16 protein-coding genes are annotated in these 16,298 nt (G+C 46.1%); 13 read left to right on the top strand and 3 right to left on the bottom strand.

Features of this window, described 5'->3' with window-relative positions; translation table 11 throughout:
* Positions 1 to 354, top strand: a complete 354-nt coding sequence (locus BUA78_RS13210; RefSeq protein ID WP_072915353.1) for a winged helix-turn-helix domain-containing protein — start codon at positions 1 to 3, stop codon at positions 352 to 354.
* Positions 355 to 441: 87 nt separating this feature from the next.
* Here BUA78_RS13210 and fdhD read toward each other — a convergent pair whose 3' ends face one another.
* Complete coding sequence (fdhD, locus tag BUA78_RS13215) at positions 442 to 1,230, bottom strand: formate dehydrogenase accessory sulfurtransferase FdhD (RefSeq protein ID WP_072915355.1); 789 nt, start codon at positions 1,228 to 1,230, stop codon at positions 442 to 444.
* A 153-nt stretch (positions 1,231 to 1,383) separates the two neighbouring features.
* Between fdhD and BUA78_RS13220 the strand changes: the two genes are divergently transcribed.
* The 3 genes from BUA78_RS13220 (at position 1,384) to groL (ending at position 4,232) form a co-directional block, all read left to right on the top strand.
* Positions 1,384 to 1,872, top strand: coding sequence for a MogA/MoaB family molybdenum cofactor biosynthesis protein (locus tag BUA78_RS13220; RefSeq protein ID WP_072915357.1), 489 nt, complete (start codon positions 1,384 to 1,386; stop codon positions 1,870 to 1,872).
* A gap of 362 nt (positions 1,873 to 2,234) precedes the next feature.
* Positions 2,235 to 2,519 (top strand): co-chaperone GroES, encoded by a 285-nt coding sequence (gene groES / locus BUA78_RS13225; protein ID WP_072915358.1) that lies wholly within the window; start codon positions 2,235 to 2,237, stop codon positions 2,517 to 2,519.
* 75 nt (positions 2,520 to 2,594) lie between these two features.
* Positions 2,595 to 4,232 carry a chaperonin GroEL gene (groL, locus tag BUA78_RS13230; RefSeq protein WP_072915360.1) on the top strand — a complete coding sequence of 546 codons (1,638 nt, stop codon included), beginning with the start codon at positions 2,595 to 2,597 and terminating at the stop codon, positions 4,230 to 4,232.
* Between the two features lie 403 nt (positions 4,233 to 4,635).
* Here groL and BUA78_RS21085 read toward each other — a convergent pair whose 3' ends face one another.
* Positions 4,636 to 4,719 (bottom strand): putative holin-like toxin, encoded by an 84-nt coding sequence (locus BUA78_RS21085; RefSeq protein WP_420795511.1) that lies wholly within the window; start codon positions 4,717 to 4,719, stop codon positions 4,636 to 4,638.
* A 188-nt stretch (positions 4,720 to 4,907) separates the two neighbouring features.
* On the opposite strand from BUA78_RS21085, the gene BUA78_RS13235 reads away from it, so the two are divergent.
* Together BUA78_RS13235 and cysK are read left to right on the top strand one after the other, a co-directional pair.
* Positions 4,908 to 5,084 (top strand): aspartyl-phosphate phosphatase Spo0E family protein, encoded by a 177-nt coding sequence (locus tag BUA78_RS13235; RefSeq protein WP_072915362.1) that lies wholly within the window; start codon positions 4,908 to 4,910, stop codon positions 5,082 to 5,084.
* A 36-nt stretch (positions 5,085 to 5,120) separates the two neighbouring features.
* Entirely contained in the window at positions 5,121 to 6,077 is a 957-nt protein-coding gene (gene cysK / locus BUA78_RS13240; protein ID WP_072915365.1) for a cysteine synthase A, read from the top strand.
* 83 nt (positions 6,078 to 6,160) lie between these two features.
* Here cysK and BUA78_RS13245 read toward each other — a convergent pair whose 3' ends face one another.
* A complete protein-coding gene (locus BUA78_RS13245) occupies positions 6,161 to 6,976 on the bottom strand; it encodes a DUF169 domain-containing protein (RefSeq protein WP_072915368.1) in 816 nt (271 codons plus the stop codon).
* A gap of 354 nt (positions 6,977 to 7,330) precedes the next feature.
* Between BUA78_RS13245 and acs the strand changes: the two genes are divergently transcribed.
* From acs to alr, 7 genes are all read left to right on the top strand, one after another.
* Positions 7,331 to 9,268 (top strand): acetate--CoA ligase, encoded by a 1,938-nt coding sequence (acs, locus tag BUA78_RS13250; protein ID WP_072915372.1) that lies wholly within the window; start codon positions 7,331 to 7,333, stop codon positions 9,266 to 9,268.
* 81 nt (positions 9,269 to 9,349) lie between these two features.
* Entirely contained in the window at positions 9,350 to 10,690 is a 1,341-nt protein-coding gene (locus BUA78_RS13255) for a histidine kinase (protein ID WP_139257378.1), read from the top strand.
* A gap of 32 nt (positions 10,691 to 10,722) precedes the next feature.
* A complete protein-coding gene (locus BUA78_RS13260) occupies positions 10,723 to 11,511 on the top strand; it encodes a LytR/AlgR family response regulator transcription factor (RefSeq protein ID WP_072915373.1) in 789 nt (262 codons plus the stop codon).
* Between the two features lie 35 nt (positions 11,512 to 11,546).
* Positions 11,547 to 11,918, top strand: a complete 372-nt coding sequence (gene acpS / locus BUA78_RS13265) for a holo-ACP synthase (RefSeq protein ID WP_072915375.1) — start codon at positions 11,547 to 11,549, stop codon at positions 11,916 to 11,918.
* A gap of 5 nt (positions 11,919 to 11,923) precedes the next feature.
* Complete coding sequence (locus BUA78_RS13270; RefSeq protein ID WP_072915376.1) at positions 11,924 to 13,477, top strand: bifunctional ADP-dependent NAD(P)H-hydrate dehydratase/NAD(P)H-hydrate epimerase; 1,554 nt, start codon at positions 11,924 to 11,926, stop codon at positions 13,475 to 13,477.
* Positions 13,478 to 13,932: 455 nt separating this feature from the next.
* Complete coding sequence (gene ald, locus BUA78_RS13275) at positions 13,933 to 15,048, top strand: alanine dehydrogenase (protein ID WP_072915379.1); 1,116 nt, start codon at positions 13,933 to 13,935, stop codon at positions 15,046 to 15,048.
* A gap of 114 nt (positions 15,049 to 15,162) precedes the next feature.
* Positions 15,163 to 16,284 (top strand): alanine racemase, encoded by a 1,122-nt coding sequence (alr, locus tag BUA78_RS13280; RefSeq protein ID WP_072915381.1) that lies wholly within the window; start codon positions 15,163 to 15,165, stop codon positions 16,282 to 16,284.
* Positions 16,285 to 16,298: the final 14 nt, after the last annotated feature.

Raw genomic sequence — 16,298 nt, forward strand, 5'->3', positions numbered from 1 at the left:
ATGAAGCCCTTTGGGGAGTTGTTTCAACCAGGGTGTAAAATATGGTTAGTTTGTGGTGGGACGAACTTTGGGGACGGTCTCTATCACCTGCTATACCACGTCCATCAGCACGGCTCCATCTCTAAGGCAGCCAAAGTTATGGGTATGTCTTACCGAGCAGCCTGGGGTAAAATCAAAAATGCCGAAAAGAATTTAGGGTTTAAGCTGGTGGAGACCCAGGTAGGCGGTGAGGCTGGCGGTGGTGCCTGCCTCACACCGCAGGGCAGCAAACTATTGCAGGGGTTTGGGGAGTTTCGGGAAAAGGTAGAACGGGCGGTGACGGGGATATTTCAGGAGACCTTTGCAGGGGAATGAATTGGCTGTTGGCCTATTGGAAGTGGAAAATCGCCTGGGGAAAATTAAGAGGGGGTAGGTTATTCGTAACCCTACCCCCTCCAAACCTCATCCAAGTATCCGTTCTGGATGTGTATACACATTCATTTGTTCACCCTTGGCAAAACCAACCACAGTGATACCCAGCTTTTCTGCCATCTCCAAGGCTAAATCGGTGGGGGCGGAGCGGGAGATAATGATAGGCACCCCCATTTTGCCGACCTTAATGACTATTTCAGAAGAAACCCTGCCGCTGAAAACGAGAATTTTGTCATCCAGGGGAAGCTCTCTGAGAAAGGCCCGGCCAAAGATTTTGTCTACTGCATTGTGACGCCCGACATCTTCATAAAAGAAAATCACTTCAGTGGCGGCACAAAGGGCGGCATTGTGAACCCCACCGGTTTGCTGAAAGAGAACCGACATTTGTTCTAAGCGGTCTGATAAATCCCAAACTTGCCCAGGTGTAACCAGCAGGTTCGCAGTGACCTTATTCATACTTTTGGCATCATTCACAAAATAAAAAACAGGCCTGCCTCTGCCACAACAAGAGGTAATGTTTCTCTTCAGAAACTTTGTTTCAGATTCTCCTTCCACAGCTTCAATGTGGACAAGGCCATTTTCCAGATCAACTTTAACATCTTTTAGGTCTTCCAGTGTCTGTAAAAGGCCTTCGGAACAAAGGAAGCCTACGGTCAGTTCTTCCAAACCTTGGGGAGAGCAAACCATAGTTACAAATTCTTTACCATTTAGAAAAAGGGTAATGGGGACCTCTCGTACGATGGTGTCGTCCGTCGATATGATTTTGTCGCCTTTAATTTTAATAATTTTGGTTGATGTTTTATTCACTTCCCAAACCACTATTACCAACCCCCTGTCAGGTTGCTTGGCATATCGGAGACTTTCCGATATGCGTAAGGGCAAACTAAGCCAAGTTTTTTTAACAATTAGTTTTATTGTAACCCAACTGTCGGGTGTTGTGAAGGTAAGATCAAACAATGAGGTGAGAAACAAATGTACAAAATAGGTATTATTACCATGAGTGACAAAGGTTCCCAGGGACAACGAGAGGACCTCAGTGGGGCAACCATTGGGGAAATGGTTGCTAATTTGGGGCAAGTGGAGCAGTATCGCGTCATTTCGGACGATCTGGAGATCATTCGTTCAACCTTAATTGAGTTTGCCGATGAACATAAGTTAGATCTAATTCTTACCACTGGTGGTACCGGTCTAAGTCCCCGAGACAATACTCCAGAAGCAACCTTGTCTGTCATTGATCGTTTGGTACCGGGTATAGCTGAAGCTATTCGAGTAGAAAGTCTTAAAAAAACACCGAAGGCCATGTTATCCAGAGCAGTAAGTGGAACTAGAGGAAAAACCTTGATTATTAATCTACCAGGCAGTGTAAAAGGCGTGCGAGAATGTTTGGCAGTGGTTTTGCCCGTATTAAACCACGGTTTGGAAATTCTCAGCGGCAAAGGTGGCGAATGCGGCCACCCTTAAAAGGTAATCTCTTGAAAAATAAAAATAGCAAAGGCTATAAAATAATAGAAATTTTTAACAAAAGGTGAAAAATATAGGGTAAATATTGCATAAAATACCCGGGTATTTGGTAAGAATAATTTGTGGGTGAAGAAATTAATAACATACCCAGTAAATATAATGTAGAAGGAGAAAATAGAAGATAAATACCCGTATTTTGGATTTACATGCGATAGTTGTGATTTATTTCTCTCCAGGGTATTTGCTTTAAATTTCTCAGTTCTATATTATAGTTACTGGGTGTTAGCACTCGATCACACTGAGTGCTAACAACCCAAAGGTAGTTTATAAAAAAACCTTAAAATTTTAAAGGAGGGTTTTTTGTGATTAAACCATTAGGTGACAGGGTAGTTGTTAAGGCACTGCCCCAGGAAGAAAAAACCAAGAGTGGCATTGTATTGCCGGATACTGCCAAGGAGAAGCCCCAGCAAGGTGAGGTTATTGCTGTGGGACCCGGTCGTTTGCTAGAAAATGGCCAGCGCGCCACCATTGATGTAAAAGCTGGTGACAAAGTATTTTTCTCCAAATATGCAGGTAACGAAGTGAAAATTGAAGATCAGGAATATCTTATCCTGCGCGAAATGGATATCCTGGCTGTAATTGAGTAATTTCTTACTCTAAATACTTACACCTGAGTAAAGGCTTTTCAAACTAGATTGTGAATTTTAAGGAGGTCATGAACCTTGGCTAAAGAAATTATTTTCAGCGAAGATGCTCGCAAAGCTTTGGAAAGAGGCGTCAACGCCTTAGCTGAAGCAGTTAAAGTTACCCTTGGACCTAAGGGTCGTAACGTAGTAATTGATAAGAAATTCGGTGCTCCCACCATCACCAATGACGGTGTGACTATCGCCCGTGAAATTGAACTACCCGATCACTTTGAAAACATGGGTGCTCAACTGGTAAAGGAAGTTGCTACCAAGACCAATGATGTAGCTGGGGACGGAACTACCACCGCTACTGTATTAGCCCAAGCTATGGTACGCGAAGGTCTGAAGAACGTTGCTGCCGGTGCTAATCCCATGATTATCAAGCGCGGCATCGAAAAGGCCGTGGAAAAGGCTGTAGAAGAAATTAAGGCCATGTCTAAGTCTGTAGAGAGCAAAGAAGCCATTGCTCAAGTAGCAACTGTTTCTTCTAACGATGATTCCATCGGTAATCTGATTGCCGAGGCTATGGAAAAAGTAGGTAAAGATGGTGTTATCACCGTTGAAGAATCCCAAGGTATCGGCACCAATTTAGAAGTGGTTGAAGGTATGAATTTTGATCGGGGTTACATCTCCCCCTACATGATTACCGACACCGATAAGATGGAGGCTGCTATTTCTGACCCTTACATCTTACTTACCGATAAGAAAATTTCCTCTGTACAAGAAATTTTACCTCTGCTGGAAAAGGTCGTACAGACTGGCAACAAGCCTGTACTGATCATCTGTGAAGATCTGGAAGGTGAAGCCCTGGCCACCCTGGTACTGAACAAGCTGCGTGGTACTCTGAATATCGTAGCTGTTAAGGCTCCCGGCTTTGGCGATCGTCGTAAGGCTATGCTGGAAGACATTGCTATTCTAACCGGTGGTACTGTTATTACCGAGGAAATCGGCTTGAAGCTCGACAAGGCTGATCTGACCATGCTAGGTACTGCCCGTCAAGTGCGGGTTAAGAAAGAAGAAACCATCATCGTGGGTGGTGCTGGTGAGCAGTCCAATATCGAAGGCCGCATTGCTCAAATCAAAAAGCAAATCGAAGAAACCACTTCCGACTTCGACCGTGAAAAATTGCAAGAGCGTTTGGCTAAGCTGGCTGGCGGCGTAGCTGTTATCCAAGTTGGTGCAGCCACCGAAGTGGAAATGAAGGAAAAGAAACTGCGCATTGACGATGCTTTGAATGCTACCCGTGCTGCAGTGGAAGAAGGTATTGTATCTGGTGGTGGTACTGCCTTTGTCAATCTTATCGCTTCCTTGGATGGCATTCAGCTGGAAGGCGATGCTAAAACAGGTGTAGATATTGTGAAGCGTGCTTTAGAAGAACCTGTACGTCAGATTGCTAACAATGCTGGTCACGAAGGTTCCGTAGTAGTAGAAAAAATTAAAGCAAGCGAAAAGGGTATTGGTTTCAACGCCATCACCGAACAATATATTGATATGATTGGTGCTGGTATTGTTGACCCTGCTAAGGTAACCCGTTCCGCACTGCAAAACGCTGCCTCTATCGCGGCCATGATTCTCACCACTGAGACTCTGGTTTCCGATAAGCCTGAAAAAGACGGCGGTGCTAACCCAATGGCTGCTATGGGCGGTATGGGTGGCATGGGCGGTATGATGTAATAGGCACTCAGAACCCCTTTATTATCAAGGATTGAGCGCTTAACATCCAGTCTTTGACCACATAGGTATTCTTTAGAGGCTTCTCATTAGTTCACTGAACTTTTGGGAAGCCTTTTCTCATTGTTTTTGTAATGTGCAGATATACTTGCCTAGTGGTGTCGTCATAGTTTCTACGGGAACTGGAAACTCAATTTAGATTGTGATATTATAAATTTAGATTGAGGTATTAAAAACTAGATTAAAGCATTATAAATCTAGATTAAAAGACGTAAACTACAAAATAAAAGACTGTAGGTGCTGGTAACACCTACAGTCAAAGCACAACAGTTGCCCCAACAGGGGTCGGCTCAGGTGTACAAAATAAGAAGTAGACCTCCCATTTGCTTGCAGGCTCAAGGGAGGTCTACTTCTTTCTATCCTGCGACAACATGGCCACGATTAAGATGCCAAAAGTAAGCATCAACATAAAAGCTTCAAATGCTGTCATAGTCTCACCCCCTTTCTACCGGGGATGAGCCAGACCACCCTAGAGGAGCCTTTTCTGTTGTACAAGGAATATTATACCATTAACGCTCTCGCTTGAGGTTGTTTTGTTTATCTTATTTAAGGACATGAGAGGGGGTTTTCCTACTTCCTGGGTAAACTAGTTGTAGCCAAATACGGGGAGATGACAGTTTGTCACAGGAGCTAAAGGAGATTCTAAACACAATAAACGAATTACGACAAAAATTGCATAGTACTGGAGCAGGAAAGGTCTTGGCTGACCCAGAAGTTGTTGCAGCTAGCCAAAAACTAAATGAAGTATTAAATGAATACTACAGGTTACTCAAACAAAAGGAAAAGACAAAGTAGGTAGAGGCTAGTGATAGTAAGTAAGGAGGTTTGTGTATGCCAATTTACAATAGTATTTTGGAAACCATCGGCAGAACACCTTTGGTGCGTGTACAAAAATTAATGGAAGGACTGTCGGCAGAGGTCTTGGTTAAAGTAGAATCCTTTAACCCTGGCGGTAGTGTGAAGGATCGCATTGCCTATACCATGATTAAGGAAGCTATGAAGCAAGGTACCATTAACCAGAATAGTCTATTGGTTGAGCCTACCAGCGGTAACACGGGTGTAGGATTGGCTATGATTTGTGCATCCATGGGACTTCGCCTAATTCTAACCATGCCAGAGACCATGAGCCAGGAGCGGCGGAGCCTGTTAAAGGCCTATGGAGTGGAGTTGGTGCTTACTCCAGGTAGTGAGGGCATGAGCGGGGCCATTGCTAAGGCGGAGGAATTGGTGGCCAGCCGAGAAAACGCCATCATGCTGCAGCAGTTTGCCAACCCGGCTAACCCCAAGGCTCATTTGGAAAATACAGGCATAGAGATTTGGCAGGATACCGAGGGGAAGGTAGATATTTTTGTGGCTGGAGTGGGGACTGGTGGTACCATTACCGGAACGGCCCGCTATCTCAAATCACGGAAGCCTACCTTACAGGCAGTGGCCGTGGAGCCTGCTGAATCGCCTGTACTTTCCGGGGGCCAAGCAGGATCACATCCTATTCAGGGTATTGGTGCGGGCTTTATTCCAGAGATATTAGACTTATCACTGGTGGATGAGATTTTTCAAGTTTCAGGAGCTAAGGCTATGGAAATAGCCCGCCGCCTGACTAGAGAAGAGGGTATTTTGGTCGGTATTTCTTCTGGGGCCGCCCTTTATGCAGCGTTAGAAATTGCTCGCAGACCTGAAAATACTGGCAAGACCGTAGTGGCCCTGCTACCTGATACCGGTGAACGCTATCTATCCACACCCTTGTTCAAAGATGAACCACCCCAAGAGAGTTTGCCAAGTAATCAGTGATAATGAAAAACCCGAAGGCATGTTCCGGCATGACCTTCGGGTTTGTTTTTTGGCTAATGGCTTATGGACCAAGGCCCAACAAATTACTTTCCTTCATCCTTAAAGCGAATCATAGGACACTTTTTGCATACATCGACCCCGGGATAAGCCTGGCCGCCGGCTCCGATGAAAGACGCTCCACCGCCGTAGTGGTTGCTTCTGGTTAGCAGTTGTTTTGCCACAGTTTCAATTTGGTGACCGGGAATAAAGACATTTACTTCGCCCTTCTCAGTTTTACCGGAAGTGAAGCTGCCCGCACACATCGTTTTCATTTCTGCGCTGCCATTTAGATAGCAGCTAACGGAACCACCGCAAACCGCAGAGTTCACACTGTGGCTAGAGGTAACAGTGGGTACCTTGGTAGCACCGATATAATCATTTAAAATGTGATAGGCTTGAAAGGGATTCACGATCAGTAAAACTACATCCGGGTCTATCGGGGTTTTGTACAGAGGTGCGGTAACAATACCCTTTAGTTCTCCCAATGGTAATTTCCCTTTACTTTCCAGGCATTGTTTAGCCAGATCCCAATCGTTGGTGTATTTTACATGGTCATTTACTTCCTCCTCGGAGGCTTCCCGAAAGCCAAATACAGTGCGGGCATTGCCACAAAGAAGTTTATCATCGGTAATCTTAACAATGTAGTCATCCATGCGAGAGGCTAGCAGAGCCTGGCAATAGGTCATTTTAGGACCGGGGACCTTTTCGGCAGAAATATTGTCAAACTCCGCCTGATCAAAGAAGAATTTTATGGCCACAGGATTATGTTCTAATTTATAAAGTACGGCCAGTGCTTTGTGAATTTCTTCGTAAGAAAGAGCACGCTTAGTGGCCAGTTCACTAACGTTGAGAAGTAGCATAGTTATTCCTCCTTCTATTTAGGTAGTAGTTAAGTATTATAATATCAAACGGCAGACAATGAAAATGTGTTATAGCACACATATATTTAGTCAAATTCATTACATGATACGTGTCGTATAAATTACATATAAATGAGCTGTAACCGTAAACGGTTCTCAAAGCACCCTCAACGGTTATTTTCAGTTGCCAAACGGTAAAAAGAGCACGGGTAACTGCCGTTTAGCCCTCGAAATCGCCGTTCGGGAAAACAATGATCTTGAAAATAGGGGTTTCTTACCTTTCACGGAAAAAACATTACTCGCCGGCCTTTTCTTCAGTATGATAAAAGAAAACGAGGCTTGGGAGGGTTTTTCATGTTAGGTCAAATGAAATCGGAATATGCTCCAGAGGAGCAGGTGTTTTATCCTGATTTGTCTTTCTCTGCCCGGGCCAACGTCCGGGACAGCCGCATCTATGATTGGGCAGGGATCGATTACGAAAACTATTGGGCTGAAGAGGCTAAAAAATTGCATTGGTATCAGCCATGGGATAAAGTACTGGAGTGGCAAAGTCCTTTTGCTGAGTGGTTTGTCGGAGGCAAGTTAAATGCCTGTGTAAACTGTGTAGACCGTCATCTCAGCAGTTGGTACAGAAATAAAGCGGCCATCATTTTCGAAGGTGAACCGGGAGATCAAGTGGTGCTAACCTATCAGGATTTGCACCGGGAAGTTAGCAAGTTTGCCAATGTCCTGCGCGGTATGGGTGTGACGAAGGGGAAGGTAGTAACCATCTATATGCCCATGATTCCCGAGGCAGTTATTGCTATGTTGGCCTGTGCTCGTATTGGTGCGCCCCACAGTTTGGTCTTCGGTGGTTTTTCTGCCGAGGCCCTAAGGGATAGAATTCAAGACGCCGAAGCCCGGGTAGTTGTTACCACCGACGCCTGTTGGCGCCGGGGGAAGGCCATCCCTCTAAAACAAAATGTGGATGCGGCCCTGGTAAACTGCACCAGTGTAGAAAAGGTTGTGGTGGTGCAGCGAACCGGCAGCGAAATATATATGGAATCCGATCGGGATGTTTGGTACCACGAAGTGATGAAAGAAGCCTCAATAGCTTGTGAACCGGAAATTATGGATGCCGAGGATACTCTCTTCATTTTATATACCAGTGGTACCACTGGCAAACCTAAGGGGATTGTTCATACAACGGGTGGTTATTTGACCGGGGTTACCTCCACCCATCGCAATCTTTTTGATCTCAAAGAAGATGATGTTTACTGGTGCACCGCCGATATCGGTTGGATCACTGGCCACAGTTACCTGGTATATGGCCCCCTGGCTAACGGTGCCACCGTATTTATGTTTGAAGGAGCACCGGATTATCCAGAGCGGGATCGGTTCTGGGAACTTATTGAAAAATACCGGGTGACTCTCTTTTATACAGCACCTACCGCTATCCGTTTGTTTATGAAATGGGGAGAAAGCTATCCCACCAGTAGGGATCTATCCTCCTTAAGACTGTTAGGGTCTGTAGGGGAACCGATTAACCCCGAAGCCTGGTTGTGGTACCATGAACATATCGGTGGGGGAAAGTGTCCTATCGTAGATACTTGGTGGCAGACAGAAACTGGTAGTGTGATGGTTGCCCCGCTACCTGGTCTAACTCCTACCAAACCGGGGGCGGCGACCATGTCTTTGCCAGGTGTAGCGGCAGATGTGGTAAATGAATTGGGCGAATCGGTGAAAGCAGGTGAGAGTGGCTACTTGGTGATTAAAAAACCTTGGCCCTCCATGCTACGTACCATCTATAAAGATCCTCAGCGTTACGTGGATCAATATTGGAGTCGATTTGAAGGCATGTACTTTACCGGGGACGGTGCCCGTCGAGACAAAGATGGCTATATCTGGGTATTGGGACGGGTCGACGATGTGATAAATGTTTCTGGTCACCGTATTGGCACCGCCGAAGTGGAAAGTGCCCTGGTGGAACACCCGGCAGTGGCTGAGGCAGCGGTAATTGGCCGTAATCATGAGCTGAAAGGGCAGGCTGTATCCGCTTTTGTTACCCTGCGGGAGGGCATTGCCTGGGCTCCGGAATTAGAACGGGATTTAAAGAGTCATGTAGCCAAAAAAATTGGTGGGTTGGCTAGGCCGGAAGAAATTATCTGCACTTGGGAACTACCCAAGACCCGTAGCGGTAAAATCATGCGCCGTTTGCTTAAGGACATCGCCGAAGGAAGAGCACTTGGAGATACTTCTACCCTGGCCGATGCTTCAGTAATCAACCAACTCATTCGACAAAAAGACGCGTAATCAATTTGGAAAGGCAGGTATACATGACCTGCCTTTATTTTTTTGGGAGGAACCACACAAATTTTGTAGAAGAATAATGTTATGAAAAAATTAAGATTATTGAGTCAATACCTACACAAAAAAATGGGTTTTCGAGTACCGGAATTGGCCACCCTGCTCCGTTTAGTTGTTGTCCAACTTATACTGGGAGTTATCTTTTCGTTTTTGTACAGAGACCTGTGGTTGGAGTGGCTGATCTTTTCCTGCTTGAGCTTGCTGGGTTCCTTTGTTGTTTTAGGGTTGCGTCCTTTAAGGCGGATGCTGACGGTACGGGTGGATGAAAAATCCTTTGCCCCCACCTTACAAATTGCCAATGAAACCCTACCCTTCTTGCGCCGGGGCTTAAATGAAGAAACGGCCAATAAAACAGCCGAAATCATTCAAAAAATCAGTGATGTGGCAGCTGTGGCCATTACCGACAGGGAAAAGGTACTGGCCTTTTTGGGGACGGGCTGTGAAAATCACCCCGTGGGAGGTTCCATTGTGACTTGGGCCACCCGAGAAGTCCTTGCCACTGGGGAGTTAAAAGTTGTTCAGAACAAGAGTGAATTTAACTGCCCGGTAAAGGATTGCAACTGTCCTCTGGAGTCGGCTGTCATTGCCCCCTTAATCTGCAAGGGGGAAGTGACGGGTACTGTGAAGCTTTATCAGACCCACAAGGGACAAATTCCTGGCAGTGTGGTAAAGCTGGCCATTGGAGTAGCTCAACTCCTGGGTGTACAAATGGAACTAGCCGAATTAGACCGACAGTCCCAATTGGTCACCAAAGCAGAACTAGACGCCTTACAGGCTCAAATTAACCCGCATTTCTTATTTAATACCATTAATACCATCAGTATGTTTACCCGCACCAATCCAGAGACAGCTCGCCGCTTGCTGATCCGTCTAGCCTCTTTCTTCCGGCATTCTTTAAAACGTCACGGACGTTTTATTACCCTCCAGGAGGAAACGGAATACATCAATACCTATCTGGTATTGGAAAAGGCTCGTTTTCGGGAAAAGATTCGGGTGGTGCGGAATATAGATAAATCACTACTACACTATCGGATACCGGTTTTAACGGTCCAGCCTCTGGTGGAAAATGCCATTCGTCATGGGATTACGCCCAAGGAGGGACAAGGGATGGTGCAAATCTCTGCCCAACTACGAGGGGATGAAATAGAGATTGCGATTACGGATGATGGTGTGGGCATACCACCGGAAATTATGCTTAAGATTTTTCAGCCTGGTTTTGGTTCCGGCAGTGGGGTGGGCCTCTCCAATGTACACGAAAGGTTAAAATTATTGTTTGGCCCGGAACATGGGCTGAATATTGAGAGTGAACAGGGGTTTGGCACCACTGTATGGCTCCGGGTCCCTTTGGTAGTGCATGATGATGATTAAAAAATTTTTCAAAGAGAAAGGGACGGTTAACAGTGACTTTAAAGGCCTTAATTGTTGATGACGAATATCCCGCCCGGCAGGAATTACGCTACATGTTGGGGAAATTTAATCATATTGAAATCGTCGGGGAGGCCACCAGTGCCACCGAGGCCCTGGCATTAATTAAAGCACTGGATTACCAGGTACTGTTTTTAGATATTAACCTGCCAGGCATGAGTGGTTTGCAACTGGGAGCAGTGATTCAAGAACTTGCCCGACCGCCCTTCGTCATTTTTATTACAGCCTATGATGAACACGCTTTGGAAGCCTTTGATGTCAATGCCATTGACTATATTTTAAAGCCGATCGACGAGAATCGGTTAAAGAGAGCTATCGATCGGGTAATCAAAGCCCAGCAGGAGCGGGAGGGCTGTACGCCCATCCCGGCAGCCGGAATTGTAACCTCGGAAATCTCGAAAACACAAGGGCAACCGGGTGAGAGCATTAAAATTAACCGGATTCCAGCAGAGAAACAGGGCAAAACTTTCTTGGTAGATATTGGAGATGTTTTTTATGCCTTTACTGAAAGGGATTACGTCTATATCAAAACCTTTTCTGATAAGCTGTTTACTCGTTTCACCTTAAAGGACCTGGAAGTCAGGCTGGGGGGCGGTATGTTTTTCCGTACGCATCGCTGCTATATTGTTAACTTACAAAAGGTAAAGGAGATCGTTCCTTTTTTTAACGGTACCTATAATTTAGTGCTGGAAGATAAAGACCGCAGTGAGGTACCGGTTAGCCGAGCTCAGGCCAAAAAGCTTAGGAAAATATTGGGTTTTTAAGATGGTTCTAGGATAAGGCCCTGGAGGTGGAGGGAATGAAGGGGATTGGTACGGATATTATAGAAATAGAGAGAATTGAGCTGGCCGTAACTCGTTCCGGTCAGCAATTTTTAGACCGGGTGTTTACCCAGGGAGAACAAGAGCATTGCCGTGGTAAGGTACATTGTCTAGCTGGCCGTTTTGCGGCTAAAGAGGCAATTTTGAAGGCATTAGGCACCGGTCTGCGGGAAATGAGATGGACAAACATCGAAATATTGCCCAATTATCTAGGGAAACCCGAGGTGAGGCTTTCGGGACCAGCTGAAGAGTTGGCACAGCAAATGGGTATTGTCAGGGTGCTGGTAAGCATCTCCCATGATCGGGGCAGAGCAGTGGCATTTGCAGTAGCCGTAGGGGAGGAAGGATAGATAAAGTGCGCGTCGTAACAGCAGCAGAAATGAAACAGATAGATCTTCAGGCCATCGAAAAATACGGCATACCGGGCATTGTCTTGATGGAAAATGCCGGTTGGCGAGTGGTGGAGATTATTGAAGGCATTATTTCTGAGGTCAAAGACAAAATAGTTACCATTCTAGTGGGTAAGGGTAATAACGGCGGCGATGGCTTAGTGGTGGCCCGACATCTTTTAAATCGGGGAGTTCAAGTAAAAGTGTTATTACTAGCGGACCCAGAAGAATTTCAGGGTGATGCTAGGATCAATCTACATATTTGGCAAAAATTAGGCCAACCCTTTTATCAAGTCAATCAGGTTAATGGCATTAATATTGTAAAGGTGGCTTTGCTGAATACCCATCTGGTGGTAGATGCCCTTTACGGTACGGGTTTCCGTGGCACAGTCAACGAAAGGGTAGGGCGGGTTATCGAACTTATCAATGCCAGCAACCTGCCGGTGGTGGCGGTGGATATTCCTTCGGGGTTGGAGGCAGATACGGGGCAAATAAATGGCCCATGCATTAAAGCTACCCAGACAGTGACCTTTGGCCTACCGAAACTAGGTTTGGTAGTGGAACCCGGTGCCAGCTATGCCGGGAAACTGCATGTGGCAGACATTTCTTTGCCAAGGGTACTGATCGAAAATAAAGACATTCCGAGGCAGCTGTTAACCAGAGAGTTGGTGTCTTCCTGGTTTAAACCGAGGCTCACTACGGGGCACAAGGGAACGTACGGTCATGTATTGGTGGTGGCTGGTTCTCGGGGTATGGTTGGAGCAGCCAGAATGACAGCCAAAGGGGCATTAAGGTCTGGTGCCGGATTGGTTACCTTAGCCTTACCCGGGAACTGTCAACCAATGGTTGCGGCTGCCTTGGATGAAGCTATGACCATAGGACTGCCAGAGACAGCCGAGGGAACCCTGGCAGGCTCTGCTTTAGAGGAGATCCTGCAGGCCTGTAAGAGAGCGGATGTACTAGCCATTGGTCCGGGTCTTACCACCCAACCGGAAACTGTGGAACTGGTAAAAACATTGCTGCCTGCCTTGGATATCCCGGTTGTGATAGATGCCGATGCCCTCAACGCCTTGCAGGGAGCCACGGATATCCTCAGTTGCTTAACGGTACCCGCGGTAATTACCCCGCATCCCGGTGAGATGGCTCGTTTGTTGGATAGGCCTTTAACGGAGGTGCAGAACGACCGACTGAACGTAGTCTGCAAGGCAGCCAAAGAGTGGCAGGTGGTAACTATTTTAAAGGGGGCTCGAACCGTTATTGCAGTACCCGGTGGGAAACTTTATATTAATCCTACGGGCAATCCAGGCATGGCCAGTGGAGGCAGCGGTGATGTCCTCACGGGTGTGGTGGCCGGATTGATGGCACAGGGTTTAACACCCGAACAGTCTGCAGCCGCCGCAACTTTTTTACACGGGTTGGCTGGAGATTTGGCTGCGGAACGCCTGGGGCAGCGTAGTGCTTTGGCGGGAGATCTTTTAACCCATCTGCCGACAGCTATTCAAGAATTAAAGATATCCTAAAGGGGAGTGCACGAAACTTGTGCACTCCTTTTATGATAGTAGGGGTGAACTTCGTTCGTCCAGATGAATTACCTGCGGGCTACATAGTGTGTATCAAAATAGCGGACGACCACAGGTCGGCCCCTTCTACGACACAACATCGCTTCATTGTGCAATAGACCTTTTTAGAGAGTATAAAAATTAATTATTTTATGTTAACTTTGTGTAACAAGGGGTGAATTTTTTAAAGATTGTTAATTGTGTAAAAAAATCTTTCCGTTTATGGCAAGAGAACTTTCCGAATATATGAAATATTATCAATGATGTGGAAATATAATGTTCCACATGGTGAAAAGCTCGTCTAAAGATGGGGTTTTTTCAGGATATTTTCCTCGATTTCTTTTTGGCATAGTTTTTGCGTTTTCTTGTGGTGTAGAAATATTCAATCAATGAACATCATAGAGGAGGAGATTTACGTGATTGTAGGAGTACCAAAGGAAATAAAAAACAATGAAAACCGTGTAGCCATGACACCAGCCGGTGTAAAGGCTATGATCGACAATGGCCACCAAGTAATTATTGAAACCAACGCTGGTTTGGGCAGCGGCATTACCAATGAAGAATATATCGCTGCTGGTGCAAAAATTGCGGCTACAGCGAAAGAAGTATTCGATGGTTCCGACATGATTATGAAAGTTAAAGAACCCTTAAAACAAGAATATGATCTGTTCAAAGAAGGCCAACTTCTCTTTACCTATTTACACCTTGCTCCCGAACCGGAACTGACAGCAGCCTTGCTGGAAAAGAAAGTAACCGGTATTGCTTATGAAACCATTCAATTGGATAACGGCGCACTGCCCCTGCTCTCTCCCATGTCTGAAGTAGCCGGACGTATGTCTGTTCAAATCGGTGCCCATTTGCTGGAAAAAACCTTTGGTGGTAAAGGTGTTCTGCTGGGTGGCGTACCAGGTGTTCCTGCTGCCAAGGTTGTTGTTGTGGGCGGCGGTATTGTAGGAACCAACGCAGCTAAAATGGCAATGGGTTTAGGTGCTGATGTCACCATTATTGATGTTAGTGTTGATCGTCTCCGTTATTTAGATGATATTTTTGGTGGACGGATTAAGACCATGATGTCTAACAGCTACAATATCGCGGCAGCTGTAAAAGAAGCAGACCTGTTAGTAGGTGCTGTATTAATTCCTGGAGCTAAGGCACCCAAATTAGTAAAAGAAGACATGGTAAAAACAATGAAACCGGGGTCCGTTATTGTAGACGTAGCCATTGACCAAGGCGGCTCGATCGAAACCATTGACCGGGTAACCACACACGACAATCCTTCCTATGAAAAGTACGGTGTAGTTCACTATTCTGTAGCCAATATGCCGGGTGCGGTAGCTCGTACTTCCACCTATGCGTTGACCAATGTGACCCTGCCCTATGCTGTTCAATTAGCCAATAAAGGTTGGGTTCAAGCAGTAAAAGATAATGGTGCTCTGGCTAAAGGGGTTAACGTGGCAGCTGGTAAGTGTACCTATAAGGCAGTAGCTGACGACTTAAAACTACCTTTTACCCCACTTGCTGATGTATTATAAGCCTACTAATTGAAGATGATATTAAAATACGCTTGGCTTCGGCCAAGCACTTTCTTTTAGTGTGTGTTACAATAAAAAGGAATTTTATCAATTTGAATTGGCAGGTGAACCAACATGTCTGAACCCATTTGGGCAGAGGTTACCTTAGCAAATATTCGGCATAACCTAAAGGAAGTAAGAAAATTAGTTGGTACAGAGCGGGAAATCATGGCTGTGGTCAAGGCCAATGGATATGGTCATGGAGCAGTCCAGGTGGCTAAGGCTGCACTGGAGGCAGGGGCCACTCGCCTAGCTGTGGCGAGGCTTTGTGAGGCCCTTGAACTACGAGAGATAGGCATTGAGGCACCTATTTTAATCTTTGGTTTTCTGACCAGGGAGCAGATGGAACAGGCCTTGCAGCAGCAGTTAACCATAACTCTCTATCGCTTGGATATGGCGGAACAGTTGGCAGAACTGGCCGAAGTAGCTGGTATCCCAGCCCGGGTACACCTAAAGGTGGATACTGGTATGGGACGCCTGGGATTTTCGGGTGGTGAGAAGGGTGTAAGGGAAATAAAGCAAGTTTGCTCTTTGCCGGGCTTACTCTGTGAAGGAATCTATACCCACTTTGCAGCAGCGGATGAAACCGATAAAACCTATACACGCTGGCAATTAGACCGGTTTTTGTCCCTGCTGGATGAACTTAAACTGCAGGGTATTACCTTTCCCCTGCGTCACTCAGCCAATAGTGCAGCGATTATTGATTTCCCAGATGCTTACCTGGATATGGTGCGGCCAGGCATTATTATGTATGGCTTATACCCCTCAGCAGAGGTGGATCATAATAAAATTAAGCTGCGCCCAGCCATGAGCCTAAAGGCTCGGATTGCCCATTTAAAAGAAGTAACTGTGGGCACCAAGATTAGTTATGGCTGTACCTACATGGTGCCAAAGGATACCGTAATTGCCTCCTTGCCTCTGGGCTATGCTGATGGGTACCCTCGGGTGCTATCCTCCCGAGGCCAAGTGTTGGTAAAGGGCCAACGGGCCCCTGTGGTGGGACGAGTCTGCATGGACCAGTGTATGGTGGATGTGGGTGAAATTCCTGGGGTAAAGGTTAATGATGAGGTAATTATCTTTGGTCAAAGGGATCATGATATACTACCAGTAGAAGAAGTGGCTGCCTGGTCGGGCACCATCAACTACGAAGTGGTGTGCTGGGTGGGGAGCCGTGTACCCCGTTTTTATACCGACTAATTAGGAGACGGTTT

The sequence above is a fragment of the Desulforamulus aeronauticus DSM 10349 genome (genome assembly GCF_900142375.1).
Lineage (GTDB): Bacteria > Bacillota > Desulfotomaculia > Desulfotomaculales > Desulfotomaculaceae > Desulfotomaculum > Desulfotomaculum aeronauticum.

Excerpts from the sequence above, each read along its gene's own strand:
- BUA78_RS13210 (WP_072915353.1), top strand. The coding sequence starts at position 1 with ATGAAGCCCTTTGGGGAGTTGTTTCAACCAGGGTGTAAAATATGGTTA.
- BUA78_RS13220 (WP_072915357.1), top strand. The coding sequence starts at position 1,384 with ATGTACAAAATAGGTATTATTACCATGAGTGACAAAGGTTCCCAGGGA.
- BUA78_RS21085 (WP_420795511.1), bottom strand. The coding sequence starts at position 4,719 with ATGACAGCATTTGAAGCTTTTATGTTGATGCTTACTTTTGGCATCTTA.
- cysK (WP_072915365.1), top strand. The coding sequence starts at position 5,121 with ATGCCAATTTACAATAGTATTTTGGAAACCATCGGCAGAACACCTTTG.
- BUA78_RS13245 (WP_072915368.1), bottom strand. The coding sequence starts at position 6,976 with ATGCTACTTCTCAACGTTAGTGAACTGGCCACTAAGCGTGCTCTTTCT.
- acs (WP_072915372.1), top strand. The coding sequence starts at position 7,331 with ATGTTAGGTCAAATGAAATCGGAATATGCTCCAGAGGAGCAGGTGTTT.
- BUA78_RS13255 (WP_139257378.1), top strand. The coding sequence starts at position 9,350 with ATGAAAAAATTAAGATTATTGAGTCAATACCTACACAAAAAAATGGGT.
- acpS (WP_072915375.1), top strand. The coding sequence starts at position 11,547 with ATGAAGGGGATTGGTACGGATATTATAGAAATAGAGAGAATTGAGCTG.
- alr (WP_072915381.1), top strand. The coding sequence starts at position 15,163 with ATGTCTGAACCCATTTGGGCAGAGGTTACCTTAGCAAATATTCGGCAT.